This is a genomic window from Treponema sp. OMZ 840 (assembly GCF_050937815.1).
GTDB lineage: Bacteria > Spirochaetota > Spirochaetia > Treponematales > Treponemataceae > Treponema_C.
The window spans coordinates 203,580-224,304 of the sequence record NZ_JACDIJ010000003.1 but is presented as its reverse complement, the minus strand read 5'-3'; the positions used below and the strand labels follow the sequence as shown (position 1 = coordinate 224,304).

Annotated in this window: 20 protein-coding genes; 15 read left to right on the top strand and 5 right to left on the bottom strand. The window is 42.9% G+C overall.

Going from position 1 to position 20,725, the window contains the following annotated elements:
* Positions 1 to 3 precede the first annotated feature (3 nt).
* The 5 genes from H0R92_RS06745 (at position 4) to H0R92_RS06725 (ending at position 3,386) form a co-directional block, all read left to right on the top strand.
* Positions 4 to 705 (top strand): hypothetical protein, encoded by a 702-nt coding sequence (locus H0R92_RS06745; protein WP_432962425.1) that lies wholly within the window; start codon positions 4 to 6, stop codon positions 703 to 705.
* A gap of 79 nt (positions 706 to 784) precedes the next feature.
* Entirely contained in the window at positions 785 to 1,180 is a 396-nt protein-coding gene (locus H0R92_RS06740) for a hypothetical protein (RefSeq protein ID WP_432962423.1), read from the top strand.
* Between the two features lie 8 nt (positions 1,181 to 1,188).
* A complete protein-coding gene (locus H0R92_RS06735) occupies positions 1,189 to 2,745 on the top strand; it encodes a phenylalanine--tRNA ligase subunit alpha (protein WP_432962421.1) in 1,557 nt (518 codons plus the stop codon).
* Between the two features lie 88 nt (positions 2,746 to 2,833).
* The gene (locus H0R92_RS06730; protein ID WP_432962419.1) at positions 2,834 to 3,145 is read left to right on the top strand and encodes a BrnT family toxin; all 312 of its coding nucleotides are present in this window, start codon (positions 2,834 to 2,836) and stop codon (positions 3,143 to 3,145) included.
* Entirely contained in the window at positions 3,117 to 3,386 is a 270-nt protein-coding gene (locus H0R92_RS06725; protein ID WP_432962417.1) for a BrnA antitoxin family protein, read from the top strand. Before H0R92_RS06730 ends, H0R92_RS06725 begins: the two co-directional genes overlap by 29 nt.
* A gap of 56 nt (positions 3,387 to 3,442) precedes the next feature.
* Here H0R92_RS06725 and H0R92_RS06720 read toward each other — a convergent pair whose 3' ends face one another.
* Positions 3,443 to 4,102, bottom strand: a complete 660-nt coding sequence (locus tag H0R92_RS06720) for an outer membrane beta-barrel protein (protein ID WP_432962415.1) — start codon at positions 4,100 to 4,102, stop codon at positions 3,443 to 3,445.
* Between the two features lie 114 nt (positions 4,103 to 4,216).
* Between H0R92_RS06720 and H0R92_RS06715 the strand changes: the two genes are divergently transcribed.
* Genes H0R92_RS06715 through H0R92_RS06705 form a run of 3 tightly spaced genes read left to right on the top strand, consistent with a single transcriptional unit; the run spans position 4,217 to position 4,998 of the window.
* Complete coding sequence (locus H0R92_RS06715; protein ID WP_428770691.1) at positions 4,217 to 4,522, top strand: BrnT family toxin; 306 nt, start codon at positions 4,217 to 4,219, stop codon at positions 4,520 to 4,522.
* Positions 4,494 to 4,685, top strand: coding sequence for a hypothetical protein (locus tag H0R92_RS06710; protein WP_428770690.1), 192 nt, complete (start codon positions 4,494 to 4,496; stop codon positions 4,683 to 4,685). Before H0R92_RS06715 ends, H0R92_RS06710 begins: the two co-directional genes overlap by 29 nt.
* Entirely contained in the window at positions 4,666 to 4,998 is a 333-nt protein-coding gene (locus tag H0R92_RS06705; RefSeq protein WP_432962412.1) for a hypothetical protein, read from the top strand. The genes H0R92_RS06710 and H0R92_RS06705 overlap by 20 nt, the downstream gene beginning before the upstream one ends.
* Before the next feature lie 92 nt (positions 4,999 to 5,090).
* Here H0R92_RS06705 and H0R92_RS06700 read toward each other — a convergent pair whose 3' ends face one another.
* Positions 5,091 to 6,182 carry a hypothetical protein gene (locus H0R92_RS06700; protein WP_432962410.1) on the bottom strand — a complete coding sequence of 364 codons (1,092 nt, stop codon included), beginning with the start codon at positions 6,180 to 6,182 and terminating at the stop codon, positions 5,091 to 5,093.
* A gap of 196 nt (positions 6,183 to 6,378) precedes the next feature.
* On the opposite strand from H0R92_RS06700, the gene H0R92_RS06695 reads away from it, so the two are divergent.
* The 6 genes from H0R92_RS06695 (at position 6,379) to H0R92_RS06670 (ending at position 15,392) form a co-directional block, all read left to right on the top strand.
* Positions 6,379 to 7,899 carry a lipoprotein 17-related variable surface protein gene (locus tag H0R92_RS06695; protein ID WP_432962408.1) on the top strand — a complete coding sequence of 507 codons (1,521 nt, stop codon included), beginning with the start codon at positions 6,379 to 6,381 and terminating at the stop codon, positions 7,897 to 7,899.
* Between the two features lie 3 nt (positions 7,900 to 7,902).
* Entirely contained in the window at positions 7,903 to 9,411 is a 1,509-nt protein-coding gene (locus H0R92_RS06690) for a lipoprotein 17-related variable surface protein (protein WP_432962406.1), read from the top strand.
* 41 nt (positions 9,412 to 9,452) lie between these two features.
* Positions 9,453 to 11,018, top strand: a complete 1,566-nt coding sequence (locus H0R92_RS06685; protein WP_432962404.1) for a transglutaminase domain-containing protein — start codon at positions 9,453 to 9,455, stop codon at positions 11,016 to 11,018.
* A 21-nt stretch (positions 11,019 to 11,039) separates the two neighbouring features.
* A complete protein-coding gene (locus H0R92_RS06680; RefSeq protein ID WP_432962402.1) occupies positions 11,040 to 11,759 on the top strand; it encodes an InlB B-repeat-containing protein in 720 nt (239 codons plus the stop codon).
* A 12-nt stretch (positions 11,760 to 11,771) separates the two neighbouring features.
* Entirely contained in the window at positions 11,772 to 13,679 is a 1,908-nt protein-coding gene (locus H0R92_RS06675; RefSeq protein ID WP_432962400.1) for an IdeS/Mac family cysteine endopeptidase, read from the top strand.
* Positions 13,680 to 13,751: 72 nt separating this feature from the next.
* Positions 13,752 to 15,392, top strand: coding sequence for an IdeS/Mac family cysteine endopeptidase (locus H0R92_RS06670; RefSeq protein WP_432962398.1), 1,641 nt, complete (start codon positions 13,752 to 13,754; stop codon positions 15,390 to 15,392).
* 50 nt (positions 15,393 to 15,442) lie between these two features.
* Here H0R92_RS06670 and glpK read toward each other — a convergent pair whose 3' ends face one another.
* Entirely contained in the window at positions 15,443 to 16,948 is a 1,506-nt protein-coding gene (gene glpK / locus H0R92_RS06665) for a glycerol kinase GlpK (protein WP_432962396.1), read from the bottom strand.
* Between the two features lie 154 nt (positions 16,949 to 17,102).
* The gene (locus tag H0R92_RS06660; protein ID WP_432962395.1) at positions 17,103 to 19,052 is read right to left on the bottom strand and encodes an RHS repeat domain-containing protein; all 1,950 of its coding nucleotides are present in this window, start codon (positions 19,050 to 19,052) and stop codon (positions 17,103 to 17,105) included.
* Between the two features lie 388 nt (positions 19,053 to 19,440).
* Between H0R92_RS06660 and H0R92_RS06655 the strand changes: the two genes are divergently transcribed.
* Positions 19,441 to 19,755 (top strand): hypothetical protein, encoded by a 315-nt coding sequence (locus tag H0R92_RS06655; protein ID WP_432962393.1) that lies wholly within the window; start codon positions 19,441 to 19,443, stop codon positions 19,753 to 19,755.
* Positions 19,756 to 19,840: 85 nt separating this feature from the next.
* On the opposite strand, the gene H0R92_RS06650 is transcribed toward H0R92_RS06655, so the two are convergent.
* Positions 19,841 to 20,647 (bottom strand): hypothetical protein, encoded by an 807-nt coding sequence (locus H0R92_RS06650; RefSeq protein WP_432962391.1) that lies wholly within the window; start codon positions 20,645 to 20,647, stop codon positions 19,841 to 19,843.
* Positions 20,648 to 20,725: the final 78 nt, after the last annotated feature.

Sequence of the window (20,725 nt, the reverse complement as noted above, 5' to 3'; positions counted from 1 at the left end):
ACTATGAAAAAAAAGATAGAATATGTTTTATTGATTTTATTGTGCTTTTTCAGTGCCGGCGGCGGCATTCTTCGTGCACAAAATATGTTAAACTCCGAACTTTTGCGCTTTTCTTTATGGTTTCCGTACGATAATGTGCCTTCTTTGCAAAAACCGCTTCAAGCCGGCGATTCGGTATACGCGCAAGCCGTTGAACAGATAAAAATGCTTACCCCCTTTATGCTTGAAGGTCTTGTTTACGGGTGGAAATTCGTCTATACGCCGTCGGACAAACTGCGCGCCGTAGACGAGTTTTTCAGCGTAGAACCCGTAATACCTGTCGAAATCGATGAAAAACTCACTTTTACAAACGCAGGGTATCGAGCGGAAAGTTCCCGGGTGGAATGCTGGGTGGAGTACCGGCTTACGGAAAACATGATATCGCGGCGCAAGCGGTGGCAAACAACTTCGTTTCCGCGTATTAAGGGTATCGGATCCGATTCTATCGTAAACGAAAGCGACGGTATAAAAGAAGCGTGCCGCCAAGCTTTAAAGAATGCTGTCCGCAGCTATGCCCAAAGTTTGCTAAAAAACAAACCGAAAGAAATAAGCGGGACGGTGCTTTTGGTAGATTTACCCCGTTATTACATAAAGAGCGGGAAATACTATGCCGACCTTGATTTTTTTCTGTTTGTGAGTAAAATAGAAGGGTACACACAATTTTAGCGTGTGTGCGAATTTTCGGTTTTTGCAGCAAAAATTTGAAAATTCATCTTCCGATTTCCTATACTAAGGAGGAATTGTTATGAAAAAAATATTTTGTGTGTTAGCCGTTTTTTTGTGTGTCGGAGCCGTTTTGGCTGCACAAATTCCGGAAAATTTGAATGTTGTGAAAATAGAGGAAGACGGAAAAACTGAAAACGGGCTTCCGTATACCATCACTATTGAATACTTGCCCGCTACCGGTGAAGCTTTTTTTACCGTTACGATAAATCAAAGTATGTTTAATCAAGCCGATGCGATGATTGCAATCCGCGACCGTGCCATGAAGTTTATTGAAGAAACTCAAGAAAACGGCGTGCGTAAGTACTATCATTATGTATACAGGGGAGCCGATTCGACAAAATACGACGGCGCAAAGAAAAAGGTGTATTATACGTCACGTATCCGCTTTTTGGAAAAACAGGCGACGGCATATTAATTACGCACATGGATATACAGGGACTCATAAAAAATCTTCACCCGCTTGAAGTAAAGGTATTGCTGTCGTATACGGCAAACGACGAATTGACGGCCGCGCGCCTTCAAAAAGAACTCGGCTATAAAGAAGGGCACGCAAATCAGGCTTTTTCATGGCTTTCGGGTAAAGCGTTGGCTGTTGTGGCCAGCCGCAAGCCCCAAACCTATTACGAATTGACCGAATTGGGCATTCTTTTTTACACGGAAGGTCAGCCGGCCGAGCGTATTTTTAACTGCGTAAAAGAAAGGGGCGCTTTAAGCTTGCCCGAAATCGCATCTATCCTCCGGTTAGAAAATAAAGATGTCGGAAGCGCATTCGGTATGCTTTCAAAAGAAGGTGCTTTGGCGATGGACGAAGATAAAAAAGCCGTCGTTAAAGCGCCCGACCTGCCCGAAAGCGTTAAACTTATGGCATCTCTTATTAAAAAAGCCTATGAAGCCGAAAGCCGCCTTTTGGATCAGGATGCTTTAAGCGCCGATGAAGTAAAGATTATCGCGTCAGCCGCCAAAAAACGCGGCGCATCCGATGCCGCTTTCCGCATTGTCGAACGCGAAACGGTTGTATATAAACTTGCCGATGAAGCGGCCGCGGTTTCGCAGGCTTTAAAACAGGCGGGTATTACCGGCGCGGAAATCGGCGCTTTAAGCCCGAAAATTCTTGCAACGGGCGAATGGAAAAATGCGAGTTTCCGCTCATACAATATAAGTATTCCGCCCGCCCGTGTCATTCCCGGCCGCGCAAGCGCCTACGTGTCCTTTTTGGAAAGCGTAAAAGACAAGCTTGCGTCTTTGGGCTTTGAAGAATTCGACGGGCCCCTTGTGGAAACCGAATTTTGGAACAGCGATGCCCTGTTTATGCCGCAGTTTCACGCCGCCCGCGATATTCATGACGTGTATTATATAAAAAATCCGCAGTATGCAAAAAAAATAGACGAGCCCTTTTTGTCGAACGTGGCTTCGGCACATGAAACGGGCGGCGATACCGGAAGCCGCGGCTGGAACTACAGCTTTGACCGCGATTTTACCCGCCGCCTTATTTTACGCAGCCAGGGAACGGTTTTGTCGGCCCATCAGCTTGCAAAAGCCTCCGTTCCCGGAAAATACTTCGGCATAGCCCGCTGTTTCCGCTACGATAAGGTTGACGCCACCCACTTGTCCGACTTTTATCAAACGGAAGGCATTGTGCTCGGAGAAGACGTAAACTTAAAAACCCTTTTGGGCTTTTTGGAAATGTTCGCCGTCGAAATCGCGGGCGCTACGGACGTAAAATACGTTCCCGGCTACTTCCCCTTTACGGAACCCTCGGTTGAAGTCCATATCAAACACCCCGTTTTGGGCTGGTTTGAACTGGGCGGCTCCGGTATTTTCCGGCCGGAAGTAACCCGCTCGATGGGAGTAGACGTTCCCGTTCTCGCATGGGGTATCGGTATAGACCGTATGGCGCTTATGGCATTGGGAATCAACGATTTGCGCGATTTATTCAGTACGGACATCGAGCAAACCCGCCTGCGCCGCGCCGTGTATTAACTTCCGCGAACTTCCGCGCCGGGCGCGTTTGATTTTTGGCTTGACGTAATACGGAAACGTATATACAATTGTTATAATTGAGGTCGGAATGACAAAAATCAGTGATGACGGCAGGTTTGAATGGGATACCGATAAAAACAAACAAAATATAAAACGTCACGGCCTCTCTTTTGAACAGATTTTGTCCGTTTTTGACGACCCGTTTTTTCTCGAGCGTTATGACAAAGAGCATTCGAGCGAAACGGAAGAGCGCTATTTCGGCCTGGGGTGTATAACGGGTATTGTAGTTATTGCAGCATCCTATACGGAAACAAAGAGAATACGGATTATCTCGGCACGGCTTGCATCGCCGAAAGAAGAGGAGATTTACAATGAGTACTGCAAACATATTAACCGTTGAAGAAATCGTTACACTGAAAAAAAGACCTATAAATTTTTCAGATATTCCCGAACTGACCGATGCGCAGGCAAAGGAATTATATCCTAAAAATTGGAAACCGAAAAAGCAAGCCGTTTCCGTGCGGATAGATATGGATACGATAGATTGGCTTAAAGAACCCGGCGATAAGGGGTACTTACAGCGGCTGAATGCCGTACTGCGCTGGGCGCGCATAAAAGGCTGCCCTATAGAGCGGTTGTAAGCCCTGCGACAAGTGTAAAAAGACGAAAAAATGTTTGGGCGCTTTTTTATTGCTTTTTAATTGATTTGAAAAAAAGCGCCCAAGCCGATATTAAACCTAAAGCTGTTGTACGAAAAAGAACCGCCTGCAGCTTCGACATTGGCTTTCGCCTTTTTTATGTATGCCGGTTTATTTAAAGCCAAGCCGAACAGTGTCTGCGGCCGTAAAAAAAGCTTTCCGCTTTTTCCGACGGGAATATCCGCTCCCAAGCCGAAATCGAACCAATGCCTGTTCCAATCCTCTTGGGCTGCGGTATTGACTTCAAAATTCGTACCGCCCTCTTTATAAGAAAAAATAAAATCGCCCTCAAACCCCGCCTGCGGAAAAAGACGTATCGATTTCAGTTTAAAAGGATATTTTCCCAAAACGCCGAGAGTCATATATACGGTTGAAATATCCGAACGCAAAACCGTTCCCGTATGCAAATTTCTTAAATCCGTTTTTGTAACCGAACCCTTTATACCGAAGTTTATAACCGCATACTGCACATCTATAAAGGATTTAATTCCCCAAAAACCGATTTTTTGCGAATCTTTAAAGGTTTGAACCGGAAAAACGGCTTTCCAATCGGCATACTGATAGTTAAAATCGGTAAAAAAACCTATACCGTAATCCACGGCAAAAACAAGGACACTGCCTAGGCAAAACAAGAGGAGCAAAGCTATGATTTTTTTCATAATAATACTCCTTAATAAGCATGTATTCGTTTAAAGTATAGGTCATGATTTTTCAAATGTCAAATTAAATAAACCTTGACGCCATCCGTAAAGGGTGCTAGTATTAACACCGGAATGACGGAAAAACACGGGCGTTTTGAATGGGATTCTGAAAAAAACGAAATCAACAGACAAAAGCACGGTTTCGGTTTTGAAGAAATTCTGGAAATATTTGACGATCCTTTTTTTTACGAAATATATGATGAAGCCCATTCTACCGCTCTTGAAGAACGTTTTATAGGAATAGGAGAAACAGGAGGTATTTTAGTTATTACCGCCTGTTACACGGAGCGAAAAAAAATAAGATTGATTTCGGCCCGTGCTGCAACAAAAGCGGAGGAAAAAAGATATTATGCAAACAGGCAAAACTTTAACGCTTGAACGTATAGCCGAAATAAAGTCCCGCAAAATTGATTTATCCGATATTCCCGAAATTACGGAAGAACAATGGGAAACCGGATATTTAAAAAATCGGAAGGATAATAAAAATACAGCATCAGGAGAATATAAGAAAAAATATGTCTATGACAGAAACCGAATTTAATGAACGCGCTGCGGCTCTCGGACAAAAGAAAAAAGGCTTGGAGCGTAACCGCAATATTTGTGTACTCGTCGCCGTATTTTTAGGCTACAACGCATGGAAGAGTATCAGGGAGGGAACACCCCCTCTGTGGTTTTATTTTGCCATGGGTGCGATTTTAGCCGGGGTAATCGCAGTCGGCGTGTTCGGACATTTTTCGTCCGTACGGGCGGGAAAAGAGATTCAGGACTTATTGCTTTTGCGTGAAAAAGCCCGGCCCGGTTCTTCTTCTCATACCGAAGAAACCTTTTCCGAAGACGGCGATTCGGAAGTGTAATATAAAGACGCAAGGCTTTCCGGCAGCACTGCGGCAAAACGATAAAACCCCGGTTTGTCTTGTCTAAAAGCCGGCCGGGGTTTGGCGGTGTGCTATATTTCTACTTCCGTATCCGTGCCGGTTTTTTTGTACAATTTCCATTTATGCCCCTTTGCCGTGTCTACCGCAGCTAGCAGATCGGCAGGCTGTGTAAAATCGGTTACATTACCCGTTTCGCCTTCTTTGTACAATACGGCCTTCCCCTCCGTCCCGGCGGAAGTTCTATCCGGCAGGGTATTTAAAAGCGTTGTAAAGGCGTCTTTATTCAAGTCATTGTTATAACACTCTATTTGTTTTAAAGCGGTACAGTCTGTAATATTTATCTCGTTCAGTTTGTTCCCATGGCATAATACGGTTTGCAGCTGATTAAGACCGCTTATATCCAGTTTTGCTAATTGGGTACAGCCGGTTACGGTAAGCTCTGTAAGCTTATTTGACTTACAGTTTACTTCTGTCAAAGCCGTTAAATTACTGAGATTAAGTGCCGACAAATTGTTGGTTTCGCAGTCAAGCTTTGTTAAAGCGGTACAGCCGGTCAGCTTAAGTTCGGTAAGATTATTTTGCCAACACTCCGCTTTAGTCAAGTTGTTTAACCCGCTGAGGTCGAGCGATGTCAGCTTATTTTTTCCGCATTCAAGGCTTTCAAGATTTTTACATGCTTGTATATTAAGAGCAGTAAGTTTATTCTCCGCACATGCTAAATGGGTTAACTGCGAATCGGCAGGAAGAATAAGGCTGTCCAGCAGATTTTTATTGCAGGTTAAGCTTGTAAGCGTTTTACATCCTGAGGCATTTATTTTCAGCACGGCTTGGTTAGGACAGTTTAATCCTATAATATCGGCACCGGTTTGAGGCTTTAAGATGATGATTCTGTTTTTTGCCGTTACATTTTCGTATGTATCATGCGGAACGGAAGATGCGGTACATTCTTCGAGTTCAATCGGTGTGCCGTTACTGCTTTTTACGTTAATATTTATCGTCTTTTTATCCCGACTTACTACCAGCGAAATACCGCCTTCGACATAGGGTGCAGAATCCTGTGAGCCGGGGTTGATGCCGGGGCCGGGCCGCTCATTATGGGGGCAGGCGGTGTACAACAACAGTACACAGAGGCTGAAAAAAGCCGCAGTTTTAATGTTTTTCATCATATTACTCCTATAGAATTATAAACTAAAAAAAAGAGATGTCAAGATAAAAACGGGCGTAAAGCAAAAACCAAGACAATAACAAACTTATATATCATAGCCTCAAAAAAGAGCAAAACATTGATTTTTATACTATATATATGTTATAATATAAGTATTACAAAATATTCATTTTAAAATACAAGGAGTAATCGCTATGAAAAAAATATTAAACGTAACGGCCGTAGTGTGCCTATACGCAATTCTGCTTGTTTCCTGTGAACAGCCGAGTATCAGACAAAGCGCTGCGCCGCACACGGGGAACGCTGCCGATGCGGATCTGTCACAGATAAACGGTATTTCCGAACGTGAATTAAGCATGCTTTTTTCTTTGACACGAACTAAAATCACCGCCTCCGATGCGGCAAAAAAAATAGCCGATTCGGCCGGACAAAAAAAAGGACAATTCACCTTCACCGAAGCCGAAGCCCTTGCCTATGACGATGAAAAGGGTACTTTTACCGTAAAAGTAAAGGGCACAAAGGGACTCACGGGAAAAGAATTTGAAAAAGAATTAACCCTTACGGGCTTCGAAAATCCCTATGCAAAGATTTTTCCTTCGCTCAGTGAAGCGGAATTGGATTTTTCGGACGCTATAGAACACAACAAAACAGTGGATACCTTTATTTCGGATGCGGCCGGTAACTCCGCTCTTTTAAAAAAGCTGTCTTTCAGTGATAATAATACCGGCTCTCTCAGCTTGGGAGTTCATGACCGTTACAACTTAGCCGCGGCATTGGAAAAAAACGGCGATAAAATAAAAATAAAACCCGAATATAAGGTTAAATACTTAAAAAAAGAGGCGGGCGGCAGTGAAACTTCAACGGAAACGGATAGAAGTGCTTTATTTGCACACTTGGGAACCGACCTTACAAAGCCCTATTTTTCTAAAGAAGATGTGTTTAGGTATCTTATAAACAAAACCGATGACGGCATTATCAATGTATCTGCCGATGTGTTCGGTTCGGAATATTATGCTTTTGCAAAGCACCTTAGGGTAACCCCTGCGCGTCTTATAAATGATGCCCACATACAAACAATTATGGCCCGTTATAATCGGGAGGGCGGACAGTTCAATATGGAGATGGATACGGCTTTGTTTCATCCGGAAAACGAAGGTATAAAGGCGGACGATATTGAAGGAACTCTGGAAATAACTTATTGTATTGCCGAAAAGGAACAAATCGCAGAAATGCTTTCTTCCAAACCCGACCCTTCCGTACCGCGCATAACCGTAACAAAAACGGCAAAGGCGGCAGGGTTTAAAAAGGTTCCTAAAGACAATATAGCGTCTTTATTTAATTTTTCCGTAAAGGTAAAAGACGACGCAAATTCGCGTCAAAAATGGCAAAATAAAGTTTTTGAAAACTACCGCTTTTTATCGGAACAACACGATACCGAAAGAGGGATGACGATGTTTGCACTGGAAAATCCCTTACAAAAGACAGCGGTTTCCGCATTTTATTTGGAAGTAAACGGCAGGGAACCTGAAGACGTTTTAGCCTTTAACGAGCCTATATCCTTTTCAAAAACGGCGGACGGTAAACATATTTTTATAAAACATGTTTATTTGAATAAAGAAAGCGGAAGCGATAAACTCAAAATACATATAAAGTTTACCGGTGAAGGCGAAGAAATCGCTTTTGAAGTAAGTCCGGAATATGTCATCGGGGGATAGAGTATGACAAAGAAAAAAACAAACAAATATACGGCAGCCTTGGGCGTGCTTATTTTTATTATTTTAGCGGCAGGCTGCCCCAATTCGGGAGCACCGAAAGGCGGTGCAAATCAGCAAAAACCCCAAAAACCGAATCAGGGGCAAATACAGCCGGGCGATTTGTTAAAAGAGGATATTATGAGCGCCTTTGCTTTAACAAAGGGAAATATAACCGCCTCCGATGCGGCAAAAAAAATCCGTGATACGCCTCCTTTTGCGGGTTCGGGGCTGACGTTTACCGAAAAAACGCTTACCGCCTACGATGATAAAGCCGGAACCTTTACCGTAAAGGTAAAGGGCACAAAACGCGGAAAGTCCTTTGAAAAAGAACTGGCCTTTACAGGCTTTACGCATCCGTATGCAGGTACGACACTCGGTTCTCTGTATACGCCGGGTAATGTCTTTGTATTTGATAAGGCAATAGAAGAAAATATACCGCTTGAGAGATTTATTGACGATGCCAATGCGGCTCGGGGTGAGGGGTTCGTTTCCTTTTCGTACTCTTTGAACGCAGGCAGTAAGACGGTTGTATCGGGAAAACACTCCGCATACGAACTTACCGCCCGTCTGACAAAAGTGCATGGCGATAAAGTGAAAATAATGGCGGATTATAAGACTGTATATAAAAAACTTTCGGGCGGGAATGAAAGCGTTGAATACGGAACTGTTTCTACAAAAACGGCGAAAGAGAGCGAATCTTATTTTACCCAAGATGACGTACTTAAATACGTATTCGGCAAAACAAACGACAACTTTGTAAAAGTCGATACAAATAAATTTGCTTCATCCTATTATGCGATGTCCAAATTTTCGAATAGCAGTGCCGTACAGTTTGATACGGCGCAAATTCAAAAATATGTTGATTTATATAAAACACCGGGAAAATATTTGCAAATAAATATTGAAGCGGGTATAAATAACCCGAAAAACGGCGGTATTGAAGCAAACGATTTTACGGGAGAGTTGACCGTCGATTATTGTATTGCAACCGCAGACCAATTGACCGCACAAAGCGGTATTCTACACAGCAAAAAAATTACTAAAAGCGGGCTTCAAAAAATAGACAGTGCAGAAGACGCATTACGTAACCACTTTACCTTTACCGTTGTCTTATCGCCGCGTACCAAAGAAACCAAAGAGGCATGGACTGCTAAATCCTTATCACAAAATACCCGCTTATTCTATGTTGATGAAAACGCTCATAATCCCGTCGGTGTTTTGACCAATCCTCTGCCTATGAGTCCTTCTACACAACCGTCCGTAATAAATCCGTTCTATTTAACTTTGAACGCTGACGGGGATATTGGTGCAACGCTCGGTTCGGGTAATTACGGTTTGTCAAAGGATACCAATAACCGCGACATATATATTAAAAGTATTTCGCTCGATAAAACAGCCGGAAAAAATGAGCTGGAAGTGAGTATGGAGTTGTGCGGCGGCAAGATTGTCGGAATGACAACAACGCCTCGTTGAGGACACTAAGGTACAATTGCCGCGAAGGAGTTTTTTTATATTTGAAATACGGAAACAAAAAATACGGTAACATAAAAGCATATAAGCGGTTTATCGCGTGTACGGGAATCTGTATCGGGGGGCTTTTGCTTTGCAGCTGTCCTGCGGGAATAGACAAGCACCGTGAACCGCATTTTTCTCATAAAAAAAGCGTGCCGCCCCTTGCGGAAAATAAAGAAATCCTTCCCCGCCCTGAAAGCGGAACGCTTCCTGCAAAACCGCCTTTTACGGGTACGGAAGAAGAGCGTAAAAAAATCATCTTTGAGCGTATGCTGAATGCCGTGCTCCGCTTTGAAACGGACGCGGATGTAAGCGAATTCGCTATCGGCTGCGGCAGGGAAAATGAAGAACATAAGACCTTGTATAATGAATTTTTAAGGCGGTATCCGTTTGTGTTTCACATAGTCGAAGACGGCGGTATCGCTTATAATTACAACCCGCACAACGAAAACGAACTTACCAAATACCGTTTTGATTATAAGGTGTATCCGCACTCGCTTGAACGGTACTTCGCCCGGCTTGAAGCGGGTATTGAAGCCTTTTACGGGCATTTGCGCGAACCGATGACCGATGCCGAAATAGCCTATACGCTGCATAATGCGCTTGCCGAAAAAACCGAATATAACGACGGAATGCATTCGGCGGACACCTTCGGAGCTTTGATAGACGGTAAGGCGATTTGTCAAGGCTACAGCCTTGCGTACAGAAGACTTTTACGCGGAATAGGCATTGAAAGCGATTTTGTAGACGGCCCTTCCCCGAACGATCCTCAAGGACATATGTGGAACAAGGTGCAAATAGACGGCAATTGGTATAATTCGGATCTGACATGGGACGATAATGCCGAAGCGTCGAAAAAGGCGCGTTCATATTCGTTCGGAACATATTTTTTAACGTCGGACACTATGTTTTACGGTGTTCTCGGTCATCTTCGTCCGGGAGCGCAGTCTTATACCCAAGCTTGTACCGACACAAAATACGATTCCTCCGGCGGGATTTTCAGACGCGGCGATGAAAAAACACCCCCGCTTTATCACGAAGGTTTTTGGTACTGGCTTTCTCATACCGATAAAACAATATATAAAAGCCGCTTTGACGGAAGTGAAAAGACCGCTCTGTATACATTGAAAAATAAGCTAAACAATTATGCATACAAACGGCTGGAACTCGGAAAAAGCGGCTTGTATTTTATCAATACCGATCCCGCACAGCCTAAAAAAGACTATATTCACAGTATCGGCTACAGCGGGGGCAATGTACAAAAACATGCGGAAATCCTTTTTGCCCAAGTGCTGGAAAATACATCTTTGGTAGGGGAAGACGATAAACTCACCGTTAAAAGAGGAAAAAACGCTTTACGCGGAGAACTTATGCTTTCAAAAATGAAAGACGCATACTATCACGGTAATGAAGATTATTTTACGCCCCAAGCCGAAAACCGCAAAAAATTTACCGAAACCATAAAAAAAGCGGAAAAACTGGTAAACCAAGCGGATGTATCCGATAATGAAGCGGAAAACTTGTATAACATATTACGCGATATGCGCAAAAATTACAGTTATAAATAATATTTTTAAGGAGATTTTAATATGAAAAAAATTAAAACACAGTTAATAGGCGCGGGAGTTTTACTTTCAGTTTTATTTTTTTTAACAGGCTGCCCTAATACATCAACGCTCAAGCAATACACGGTTACTTATAGTGCCGAACCTTCGGAGGGCGGTGAGATTACCGCAAGAAGAAAGGACAACGGGGCGACCGTTACAAGCGGAAGTCAAGTATACGAAGGAACGGAAATTATGTTTACCGCAACTCCGGCGGCTGCGACAGGGGCGAGTAAGGGGTATTATATATTGGGGTGGAGCGGCGAAGGTTTAAAGGTATCGTCCGATAAAACAACCGCCGAGCTGACCGTAAAAAAAGACACCGAAGTTAAGGTAATGTTTCAGGAATATCTTATTCAAAATCCTAACTGGGAGGCGGCAGGCATACTGAAACATAAAGACGGGAAATCCGAAAAGTTCTATCTGGTAATCAGCGATACTCATACTCTTACTGTTTTTGATAGCTCATTGGGACTAGAAAGCTCTAAGGTTGCACGGATAAACTATAATCCTAACACCAAAATCCTGTCTTTTTTACAGGATCAAGGCGGCACAGGGTCAATCGAATTTACATCCATACCGCAGTCACCGCTTCCTGCCGACTGGACGATACGGTTAGAAAATGTAAAAGTACAGGATTTAGAGCTGTCCGATCAAACGGCAACAATAAACGTTACCTTTAATAAGGATAATTTTATACATTAAACGGATTATACTATGAAACAATATACAAAAAAACATAGACCAAGGGGCCGGCTTTTTTTAAACCTTTTCGGGGTGTCCGCCCTTATTTCGGTTTTAGCACTCGGATGTTCGGCCCCCATAAAGCCGGAGCCGTTAAAAGTCCGGCATACGGTACAATTCGGAGTTGAAGGCGGAGGCGGCCGGCTTAAGGCGGCGGTTGACGGAAAAAGCATTGCATCCGGTGCAAAAGCCGTAAGCGGCAAAACCGCCGTTTTTACCGCTGAGCCGGGAGAAGGCTACCTTGTTGCAGACTGGAATGTTACCGGCGGCACGATAATATCGGGAAAAAACGAGGGCGATTTAACCGCCACGGTAAAACTTACATCCGATACGTCGGTAAAGGTATCGTTTAAACAAAAGCCCGCTTCGGGACAACCGCCGGCATCTTCCGATCAAGGTACGGTTCCCGTCAACAATATAACTTTTAAGGGAAAAGATACGCAAGACGGTACGGAATTTGCGATAACGTATTCTATGAATCTTGAACTGAATAAACCGTATCGGCTTATCCCCGTTTTCGACCCGCCGGATGCTTCGGATAAAACCCTTCAATACGAGGTAAAAAAAGGCGCTGTTTCCGTTACCTCCGAAGGAATTATTACGGTAAACGGCATCGGAAGTGCCGAAGTCGCGGCGAGAGCGTCAAACGGACGCGAGTACACTATATACTTTAACATTAAAGACGATTATACCTTTACGGTTGAAGGTAAAACGGAAATAAAACACAGCCGCGATGCTTTTACCGAAACGCTCGCTATTGGAAAAAAATATAACAGTACCAAGTATGTGCTGACGGTTAATCCTGTAGTACCTTGGCTGACTGTGGAAAAATCAGGCGAAAATACAAAAAAAGAAACGCTTACGCTCCGTATTGCCGAAAATAAAGCACCCGTGCCCAGAACGGTTTCGCTGACTGTTTCAAAAATAGAACCGGTTAGACGAGGAAAGCAACAACAAAAAACAGTACACACGCTGACCATTACCCAAACGCCAAACCTCGTTGACCCCAAGCTTATTACAAAGTGGGTGCACGGCATTACACCTCCGGCGGAAGGCGAAATTAAAACGGAAATAGGAACGGATGTGCGTTACCGCAAATGGGAAGAAACCGCACATACCACATGGTTTAATGCCCGCAAGCTCCGCTACACGCAAAACTATCGTTCGGTTACGGATGCCAATATGTGCTGGGCAATGTCTACCTCCGACCTTTTACATTGGTGGATACGGGAAAACAAGGACAACCTTGAACGCTATATGCAAAAAAAAGGAATTACGTCCGATAAAGACGAATATTCATATTACACGGGCGAATACAAGGGCGGTTTGGGCGATATAGGCGAAAAAGATAAAAGCAGCATTGCAAATGTATTCCGCAAGGGGTACGGCGATGTCGGGTTACAGTTACACACCGCCGTTAATTGGTATTTACGCGGCGTTTCCAACGGTTCACAAAAGATTGCTCCGCCCGGTATTGTGCAAGACGTATTTACGGGACAGGAAGATTTAAACAAGCTGATAGAAGTCCGTTACGCACATAACAAAAAAGAGTTTGAAGATATGATAAACGGTGCTTTAAATGACGGACATGCTATTGCAGTTGTTATAAAGCCGAAAACCAATATTATCGATCCGCTGCATGTCGTTACCGTTTGGGGTGTTGTCTTTGACGAAGACGATAACATCGTTGAACTGTGGACTTCCGATTCCAATGACAGAAACTCGCATATCGTAAAGTTCGGCGTATATTATCCTGATGGAATACCGCATAAAATAAACTATGCTGCTCCGAACGATAAGGGAGACACCCGCATTGAAGAAGTGGCTGTTATGAAATCGGCAAAAGAACAATTTAAAACATGGCTGGATGCCGCGAACTGAAAATTGCGAGTTTTCAGAAAGATAATATCAGCACGCTGCATAATGCGCTGCGGATATATTAAGGAGATTTAAATGAATAAAAAACGGCTCTTATATGCGGGGTTATTAGGTGCTCTTACGGCGGTCATTGTACTGCTTGCCGGCTGTCCGAATAGTCTTGCAAAAACAAACTCTTCCGGCAGGGATACTGTCAAACCGCACTCGGGGCAGGGGCAAAAACCGGACAATTCCGGGCAGCCCGCTCCGTTTATACCGAAGTATGTTCCGGTAACTGAAGTTATTCTTAACGATGTAAATGATAAGCCCATACCTGATACCATAGTAATTAACGTAGGCGAACAGTATAGATTGAAGTCCGTTATTAAACCGGAAAATGCTACAAATAAAGAAGTAGAATATAAGTATGAGGAGAATCTGGTTTCAGTTACGGAAGACGGTCTTGTTACAGGCAAGAAAAAGGGACCCGCAACCGTTAATGTTTGGGTCGACGGTAAAAAACGTACTTCTATCGGTTTCCAGATAAAGGACGATTCCTCCGTTACGTTCGATAAAACGGAAATAAAAACGGACTATACGGCCGGCTCGGCTGCGGTGGTTATTACAAAAAAATCCGCTCTTTCGGTATATCATTGCAGCCTTAGGTATGCCGATGAAAAGGGCGATTGGGTGGAGCATACATCCGTTTCGGTAGAGAATATTGATACAATTACCGTAACGCTTAAAGAAAATAAATCGCTATTTGAACGAAGGGCTTATCTTGTGTTTAAAACCGATAACAGTGATAAGGCAAAACTCATTCGTGAAATACCGATTATTCAACAGGCTCATCCCAATCCCGTACTTAAAACAAAGTGGGTACAGGGTATTACTCCTCCTTTAAAAAGCGACCTCAAAACTGAACCGGCAACGGATGACAGGTACCGCAAATGGGAAGAAACTGCAAGTACAACATGGTTTAATGCACGGAAGCTGTGTTACACGGAAAACTTTAAAGCGGTGCAGGATAATCAGATGTGCTGGGCAATGTCAACCGCCGACTTAATTCACTGGTGGATGAGGGAAAATAAGGATAACCTTACCCGCTACATGCTAAAAAAAGGCATAACAGCCGGTACGGAGGAATATAAAATATATGCAGGCGAATACAAGGGCGGCTTCGGTGATGCAGGTGAAGGTGAGAAAAGCAGCGTTGCAAACGTATTCAGAAAGAGTTTTCCCAATACGGGAGCCGATTTAAATACCGCCGTTAATTGGTATTTACGCGGCAATACCAGCCCTCTCCAGAAAGAGGCTCCCCCCGGTATTGTGAAGGACGTATTCGGCGGACAAGACGATTTAACAAAACTTATTATAAGCAGGGCGGTCAAGACCAAAGCAGAGTTTGAACAGATGATAAAAAAAGCTCTTAACGAGGGGCACGCAATCGCTGTTATCATCAAACCGGCAAAGAACGTTGTTGATCCGCTTCATGTTGTTACTGTCTGGGGTGTTGTTTTTGATGAAGACGATAGCATCGTCGAGCTGTGGAATTCCGATTCAAACGATGCATATTCGCATATCGTAAAATTCGGTGTACATTATCCGGGCGGGGTTCCGCATAAGATAAATTACGGTGCCAAAAACGATAAGGGCGATACCCGCATTGAAGAAGTAATTATTATGAAATCGGCAAAAACGCAATTTACAACATGGCTGGATAGTAATAATTATTGATAAGAAAGAGGGCTGTCTGAATAGACTTTAACATTTCAGACAGCCTTTTTTTATTTTTCGATCCAGCCCCGGGAACGCTCCACGGCACGCTGCCAGCCGCGGTACAGGGCTTCCCGTTTTTCTTCGCTCATCGCAGGCGTAAAATCGCGGTCGATTTGCCGGTGCGCAAGAATGTCCGCTTTATCCTTCCATAAACCGACTGCAAGACCTGCTAAAAAGGCGGCTCCCAGGGCGGTGGTTTCGACATTTTTAGGCCGCGAAACCTTTGTATTCATAATGTCGGCTTGGAATTGCAGCATTACATCGCTGACGCTCGCACCGCCGTCTACTTTCAAGGAAGTAACGCGCTGTCCGGCATCTTCTTCCATACAGTCGATAACGTCTTTTACCTGATAACAAATCGCTTCCAAAACCGCACGGCATATATGGGCTTTTTTTACGCCGCGCGTAAGACCTATTATCGTACCGCGGGCATACATATCCCAATAGGGAGTTCCCAAGCCCGTAAAGGCCGGAACAATGTAAGCACCGTTGGAATCTTCCACGGATTCGGCCAAACGGTCTATTTCCGGAGCGGAAGAAATCAATTCCAATTCGTCGCGCAGCCATTTGATGGTAGCGCCGCCCATAAAAATACTGCCTTCCAGGGCATATTGAACTTCATCGTTTATACCGAGGGCGATTGTTGTTAAAAGTTTATTTTTGGACACAACGGGTTTTGTTCCCGTGTTCATAAGCATAAAACAGCCGGTGCCGTAAGTGTTTTTTACGTCCCCCGGATAAAAGCACCCCTGTCCGAACAGGGCCGCCTGTTGGTCGCCGACGGCCGAAGCAAGGGGAATCGAAAATCCGCACACGGCCGCATCGGTTGAGCAATAGATTTCGCTTGAATTGGCCACACGCGGCATCATACACTCAGGTATGTCCATGAGCTTTAAAAGGTCGGGGTCCCAGCCGCCGGCATAAATATTGTAGAGCATAGTGCGGCTTGCGTTTGTAACATCGGTAACGTGGCTTTTTCCGCCGCTGAGCTTCCAAATAAGCCAAGTGTCTATCGTGCCTGCAAGGATTTCGCCGTTTTCGGCACGGCGGCGCAAACCGTCCACATTATCCAAAAGCCACTTGATTTTTGTCGCCGAAAAGTAGGCGTCAAGCAAAAGGCCGGTTTTTTCGCGCATTACCTCATTTAAGCCTTCGCTGCGCAGTTTTTCGCACAAGGGGGCGGTTCTGCGGCATTGCCATACGATGGCGCGGTGTACGGGCTTTCCCGTTTCTTTTTCCCATAATACAACCGTTTCCCGCTGGTTTGTTATGCCCGCCGCAGCGATGTCCGAAGCCGCAATTCCCAAGCTTTGTTCGGCTTTTTTAACGACATCTTTCATTACATCCAGCTGACATTGAAAAAGTTCTTCGGCATCATGTTCAACCCAGCCCGGCTGCGGATAATATTGCGTAAATTCCCGGCTGCTTGCAAGCAAAGGAACCGCATTTGAATCATACAAAATACAGCGGGAACCGGTTGTTCCCTGATCGAGTGCCAATATATAATCTGCCATATTACTATTGTATCACAGGATAAAAATTTTACAAGGGCAAACCGTTTTAGTTTTTACAATTTACGCCGGGTTATTTTTCCGTTGTGTTTTATGTTTTGCGGGACAAAGTTTCCGCAAACCTCTTTAAAAACAGAGCACAAGTGCCCTGCAAAATTCATTCATCCAATTCTTTTGCCAGCAGCCAAGGATCCAAGTCGTCTTTCCAATTGCTTTTGGAAAATTCGATATACCAAAACCGGCAGATTTTAAATGTACCGTAATCGGCATCTTCAATTTCCAAAACCGGAATTCCCGTTTTTTTATCATAACGGTATATTTTGTGTTCTTTTACGTTCCCGTCTTTATCTTTACAAGTCATTTCACTAAGCTTTCCGTTTTTATTGTATCGATAATTGTACACCAGATTCGGATATGTTTTTTGAATGACATTACCTTTTGCGTCATATTCGCATGTCCATTCGAACACCTCACCTTCCAAAAGATTTTTTCCGATTCCCTTTATAACTTTTTCACCGTCGTATACATATTCAAATTTGTATTCAAACTCTTTATCGGTATTGTCTTTTTGATATAGTATGTTCCCGAAATTGTCGTATTCGTAAAGGGAAACGGATGTTTCGTTGTGCCCGTATTTTGTTTCGCTGCGAATAAGTTTTCCTGCCGCATTGTATTTTTCATGTTTGACGTAGTCCGGATGTTCGGTTGTCGGCACATAGCTGTAACGGAGGGCAGTTGTAACCGCATCGGTTCCGTCTTTTGTGTCCGTATAAACCGTTGTGTGCTTATTAAAGATTCGGCTGCGTTTCGGATCGACTTTCCATTTGCCGTCTTCTTTAAACATTTTCGAATCGTAAAAACAAGCTTCAACCAATCGTCCTTTTGTATCATATTTAAAAGTTTGTGTATTGCGAATCATATCGGTTTCGTCGTACCACATCATGCGGGCAACCTTGTTTCCGTTTTTGTCAAAATAATTTTCTTCGATATTCGCCTTGTTTTCATTGAATTTGCCGGTAACTTCATCTTTTACAAAAAAACGTTGATAGGTTGCATAGCCGCCTTTCGGAATTGTTTGTGTGACATCTACAAAGCTGTCTTCCTCTTTTTCACCCTTTTGGGCTGCCGGAAGATTTTGGGCTTGACGGTTCATTTGAATAATCAGGTTTTGTCTTTGAATTACGGTTTCATCCGGATCTTCCAAAACAAAATCGCGGCCGTACATATGAAGTTCATTGTTCATCACATACACAATATTTCCGTAAAACCAAATAGGATCGCCGAGCTTATATTCTTTGCTGAAATATTGGGCAAAATTTTCGGGAAAATAAATGTGTATCTTCAATCCGTCAAATTCAACAAGGGCTTCCAGATTTAAGTTGTTAAAATATTGATTGTGAATGATTTTTTCACTTGCATCGGTAATCTGATGTTTTTGTGCCGGATAAGCGTTCATTACGGTTTTGATTTTTATCGGTACGGCCGGGAAGGTATCGGCACCGGAAGAATTTGTTTTTGTAACAATCTCTTCAAGACTTTGTGAAATGCCGTCAGGAAATACTATTGTATCGCGTTTGGATAAAACGGGACGGAACGTAAGATATTTGGCAACAGTCGGTGTAAGACTTTCCACTCCGTAATACCAATAGGAGCTGACTTGCAGGGGCAGGTGTTGTGCGCACAAAACAAGGTGAGGATCCAGATTTCCGATACGGATAACAACGGATACCGTATCATTGCCGATACCGAGAATTTCATTTGCTTCAATACTAATCGGATTTTGTATGCTTGCTTGAGTGAATTTTGCATCCGGAATTATATTCGAATATAACAATTGATAGTCGCTGCTGTGAATTTTATTTTTATAATAATAATCGATTCGGTAGCGTATAATTACAACACCGTTTGCCAGTTCTTCAGGAATATCCATAGAAGATTTTATATTTGTTTTTACATCTTCGCCTGCATAAATTACCTGTCCTGAAACAATGCTCGGAACCGGTTCTTCTTTGCCGATTCTAAGATCCGCTTTCGGAATGGTAAAATTCTGTGCCGAACAAAGTATCGATACGCAAAGCGCAATCAATACCGATAAATTTTTTTTCATTGTGTGTTCTCCTGTTTGTAGTGTCTGAAAACATCTCCTTTTCAAAGGGGCGATTAATAGACAATAGGGTCAAATATATTTCCCAAGGATAAAACCCATGTAAGCATATTTAAAAAGAAAAACAAAATTCCAATTATATACAATGCATAATAACATAGCATCCGACATCGCCCGGCCTTGTGTGTATGTGATATTGCGAACCGGCTTTTGCCGAATAATTTTGCATGGCAATCTCCTCCTAAAAAATCAAAAAGAAAGTGTCAAATTTTATTTACTTTCTTTGAGTATTCATTATAAACCTGTTTTAAGGATTTGTCAGCAGTGTAATTCCGTTTCTTGTGAGTACGGACAGCCGGATTGACACTTATTGAGAATAGGGACTATATTTATGGTTAAACGCATGAAGAAGCAAATAAAAATTCAATCGGACTATGGCGGCAAAAAATTAATAAGGATATTTTTAATGTGGTGGTTTATAAAAAAAAACGAAGAGAATGATATTTATGTTACCTATACTTACGGTTATGAATCGAAAGAGCTTACGGGATTATTTTCTGTTGCAAAAGACTTCTCCCATTATAATATCTTTAAATATGCAAAAAATCATGACTCGGATGATTTTAGAACACTCTTTTGCCAACCTTTGTTCTCAACACTAAGAGATTTAGGCTTTGTCGATAGTTATCAAATAGCTATCGGTTAAAGTGTGCCGTTTTATGCGGATATGTTCCGTGATTAACAATGCTTCTTTCTGATCAGTTTCATCAAAAAGGAGGTTGCAAACTTCCCTAACACCAACAGATCGGATTACCGGTTTCTTTTGAGGCCTTTAATAAATTCATAAATACTTCGTACTCATATTTCAGTTCGTTCTGCATATAAAAGGTTTCTTTTTTATATGAAAGTTTTTGCTTATTATGATTTCTGAAAAAATTTAAATCAAAAAAGATTGTTGATTCGGCTTTTTGAGTTCTGTCCTTAAAAATAAATCTACGGTTAATGATTCGTTCGACATTAAAGCGTGAGGATCGGAATATAATTTCACCGTGTTTTTCTATTCTGAATACATCATTATGTGAATAGAGTTTGTTATTTTCATTTTCACAAAGCAGGACATCCTTATTTTCAGGCATTAGGTACGACGAATGGTTGTCGGATGAGAAGGGAGAATCAGGGGTATTGACGATCTGATAAACGGTTATCTGCTGTTTGATTAATTTATCCAAATCGCCGCGGAATCGTTCGTTGTATTCCATCGGCATAAATCCGTCATTACTGTGCGGTAATTGAGATGTCAGTACCGGAAACTCCCTTTCTCCGCCGAGGCATTCGATACATGTCCGGAGCCATCCCATTCCGGCTATGTTTCCGATTCTCTCCGAACAATATTTCATGTTTTCGTGTTCACAGGCGTACTCTTTCCAGTTATAAAATTCATCCCGCATATCAAAGGCAAGGTCATGATTTTTTGCCAGCTCTTCGGGCAGTTCAAGTTCCGGGCCTTCAGGATACAGTTTTACATATTTTGAGTATCTAAAAGGTTTTGTCTTACCCTCTTTAAAACAATTACAACGTACAAATGCATCATATCCCATATTCCGGTCATTATATCTCGAAATTGTCCTGTCCGCAATCCGTCCGTTTGGGTAAATTGCACAAAACGCCTCAAATTT